The 2641-nt window shown below is 76.5% G+C and carries 1 protein-coding gene; it reads right to left on the bottom strand.

What is annotated here, in order from left to right:
* Nucleotides 1–2641 (bottom strand): condensation domain-containing protein (locus tag D476_RS35325; RefSeq protein ID WP_152529488.1); only part of this gene is annotated, 2641 nt, incomplete at both ends.

Genomic DNA, 2641 nt, shown 5'->3' with positions numbered 1-2641 from the left:
AGCTCCGTACCGTCAGGCGCCACCACCGCCACCCCCGACGGATCCACCGCCCCCTCCGACACCAGACCCGCCAACGTCCGATTCCGCACCGGGTGGGTGGTGCCCGACCGCGCGTCCTCCAGTTCCTTGCGTTCGGCGGGGGTGAGCACGTCGAACGCGGAAACCGGCCGCTCGGGCGCGGCGACCGCCTCGGCCAGCACCCGCGCCAGCCGGTCGGCGAGGCCCTCGGCGGTCTCCCGGTCGAACAGGTCCGCCGCATACCGCACCGATGCCGTGCAGCCCTCGTCCCCCGGCGTCTCGACGAACTCGAACTCCAGGTCGAAGCGCGCGCTGTGCAGCGCTCCGTCGTCCACGGCGGTGTCCAGCCCCAGGACGCGGCGCGCACGCTCGGGCCGGGTCTGGTGGGAGACCATCACCTGGAACAGCGGGTTGCGGCCGGGGACGCGTGCTGGGCCCACCGCGTCGACCACGCGGTCGAACGGCAGGTCGGCGTTGTCGAACGCGGCCAGGTCGGCGGCGCGCACGCGGTCGAGGACCTCGTCGAACGACGGCCGCCCGGACAGGTCGGCGCGCAGCACCAGCGTGTTGAGGAACATCCCGACCGCGTCGTGCAGCGCCTCGTCGGAACGCCCGGTGGCGGGCGCCCCCAGCGGGACGTCGTCGCCCGCGCCCATCCGGTGCAGCAGTACGGCGACGGCCGCCTGCAGCACCATGAAGCGGGTGGCGCCGTGCCCACGCCCCACCTCCTCGGCGGCGCGCATCAGTTCGGCGGGCAGGACGACCCTGGCGGTGCCTCCCTCGGCGCCCCGGCGGCGGGGGCGGGGCCGGTCGGCGGGCAGGGCGATCTCCTCGGGAAGCCCGTCCAGGGCACGGCGCCAGAACTCCCGCTGGCGCGCGGCCCTGCTGTCCGGGTCGTCCTCCGAGCCGAGCAGCTCCCGCTGCCAGAGCGCGTAGTCGGCGTAGCGGAGCGGCAGCGGCCCCCAGTCGGGGGCCCGGCCCCGGGTGCGGGCCCGGTAGGCGGCCTGCAGGTCCCACAGGAACGGCTCCTGCGACCACTCGTCCACGACGATGTGGTGGAAGAGGAACAGAAGGGTGTAGGCCCGGTCGCCGGTGCGCAGCACGGTCGCCCGGAAGGCCGGTTCGCGCTCCAGGTCGAAGGGGCGGCGCGCGGCTCGGGCGAGGAGGTCCTCGGCGGCGGCGTCGCCCATGGCGCGGGCGTCGACCACCTCCACCGGGTCGGGCGCCTCTTCCGGGGCCAGGACACGCTGCACGGGCTCCCCGCCGGATCCGCCGTCGGCGGCGGGGAAGACGGTGCGCAGTACCTCGTGGAGGGCGGCGACGTCGCGCACCGCCCGCCCCAGGGCGCGGGTGTCCAGGTCGCCGCGGCCGTGCAGCACCCACGGCACGTTGTAGGCGGCCTCGGCCCCCGCGACCCGGGCGGCGGCCCACATGCCGCGCTGCCCGCCGGTGAGCGGGACGGGGCCGCCGTGGGCGGCGGCGCCGGGGCGCAGCGGAGGGCGGGCCCCGGTGGACGTGCCGAGCCGTGCGGCCAGGGCGGCGGGGGTGGGCGCCTCGAACACGTCGGTGACCCGCACGTCGGCGCCGAGGCGGCCGCGGAGCAGGTTGGCGGCGCGGGCGGCGGCCAGGGAGTTGCCGCCGAGGGCGAAGAAGTCGTCGTCGGCGTGCTCGACGGGGAGGCCGACGGCGTCGGCGAAGACCTCGGCGACGGTGCGCTCGGCGCCCTCGGCCGGGGGACGCCCGCCGGTGCGGCCGGTGTCCGTGGCGGCGGGCGCGTCGGGCAGGGCCTTGCGGTCGAGCTTGCCGCTGGGGGTGAGGGGCGGTTCGGGCAGGAGGACGAGGACCTCGGGCACCATGGCGGCGGGGAGGAGGGCGGTCAGGCGCGTGCGCAGGTGATCGAGGTCCAGCCCGCCGGGGCCGTCGGGGGCGGCGGGGACCGCGTAGCCCACGACGCGGGGGTGGCCGTTGGGCCCCGGGGCGGCGGTGGCGGCGGCGTCCGCGACGCCGGGCAGCGAGCGCAGCGCGGCCTCAACGTCGCCGAGTTCGATGCGCTGGCCTCTGATCTTGACCTGGAAGTCGGTGCGGCCCAGGTATTCGATGGCACCGCCGCGGCGGCGGACCAGGTCGCCGGTGCGGTACATGCGCTCGCCGGGGGCCCCGAAGGGGCAGGCCACGAACCGGTCCGCCGACAGGTCCGGGCGCCCCACGTACCCGCGCGCCAACTGCTCCCCCGCCAGGTACAGCTCCCCGGCGACACCGTCGGGCACAGGGGTGAGCGAAGCGTCGAGGACGTACACCCCCGTGTTCCACACCGGGTATCCGATCGGGACCGAGGCGGCGCCCTCGGGTGTCCAGGCGGCGTCGAAGGCGGTGACGTCGACGGCGGCCTCGGTCGGGCCGTAGAGGTTGTGCAGCTCCACACCGGGCAGCACCGACCGGAACCGTCCGGCGATGTCGGCGCCGAGCGCCTCACCGGAGGCGAACACGGTCCGCAGGGGGAGGTCGGTGCGGCCGTCGCCGCTCCCGGCGGCCGTCTCCTGTGCATCGAGGAAGATGCGCAGCATGGAGGGGACGAAGTGGCAGACCGTCACCCCCTGGGAGCGCATCAGCTCCGCCAGGTAAG

Source organism: Nocardiopsis chromatogenes YIM 90109 (genome assembly GCF_000341185.1).
In the GTDB taxonomy this organism is placed as follows: domain Bacteria; phylum Actinomycetota; class Actinomycetes; order Streptosporangiales; family Streptosporangiaceae; genus Nocardiopsis_A; species Nocardiopsis_A chromatogenes.
Note: the sequence above shows the minus strand (reverse complement) of the source record. Positions and strands in the feature narration are given on the sequence as shown.